The following is a 907-nucleotide window of genomic DNA, read 5'->3' as shown; positions in this document are numbered from 1 at the left end:
TTTGTCCTTGTTTAATTTCTTGTTATACGATACCTAATTCGTTACGCATTTCTAAAAATATTTTATTTTGTAAATCAATTAGTTTCTTTCCTTCCCCATTCACTTCTGTAGCCATATATTCTTGGGAAATTCTATTTGTCTCTTCTGGATCTGTTATGAATTTAGTTGCATTTTCATTCATCCATTGAAGGAACTCAACCGTCTTTTCTTGGGTTATCTCTAAAGAAACAACATATTCATCTAGTAGTTGGAGAAGCTTTTCTCCAGCCTCAAGTCTTAAGCCGTTGATTTCATTTTTAAACGTGAGAAATATCTCTGATACGTCACCTTGCAGTGCAAGCATGTTCCGAATGTAATCTGCGGTATTACCATCCGACGGATCATTTAGAACATCAATAATTCCAGTTTGAAAGCCATCAAAGAGTGCTTTACGGGATTTGGCTGTATAAGAGTCCATCAAAGTATAATATTTTTTATAAATAGATAATTTACCTTCGTACAGCTTCTTTTGTTTATCTAAGTCGAATTCAAGTTCACTTTTTAGCTTTGCTAAATCTTGATCGTATTCATGCTTGATTGACTGCTTCAATCGTTCTTTGATCCAAAACACGCCAATAACATTGATTACAGCAGTAACAATAGCTGAAGTGCTAATTATTTCGACTAAATCCATTTGGAACACCTATTCGTATAAAATTTTATTAATGCGCATGCGTGTTTATACATTTTCAAAATCTTCTTAATAACCTTATAAACTATTGACTTTAAAACCATTAATGAGGATATCAACAAAACTTGAAGCTGGAAAAACGAACGTGCGCGTTAACACTTATTCCTACATAAAAAGCTCAGCGCGTTATCTAGGCACTAAAAAACCTTACCCATTGATACTAAAAGACTTTTTATT

At 33.1% G+C, this 907-nt stretch carries 1 protein-coding gene; it reads right to left on the bottom strand.

The window, feature by feature from the left end; translation table 11 throughout:
- Positions 1-22 precede the first annotated feature (22 nt).
- A complete protein-coding gene (locus tag MUS1_RS16200; protein WP_211236483.1) occupies positions 23-673 on the bottom strand; it encodes a hypothetical protein in 651 nt (216 codons plus the stop codon).
- Between the last annotated feature and the right edge of the window lie 234 nt (positions 674-907).

Source organism: Marinomonas ushuaiensis DSM 15871, from assembly GCF_000521805.1.
GTDB classification, from domain to species: Bacteria; Pseudomonadota; Gammaproteobacteria; order Pseudomonadales; family Marinomonadaceae; genus Marinomonas; species Marinomonas ushuaiensis.
The sequence above is the reverse complement of the archived record's forward strand: the minus strand, read 5'-3'. Positions and strand labels throughout refer to the sequence as shown.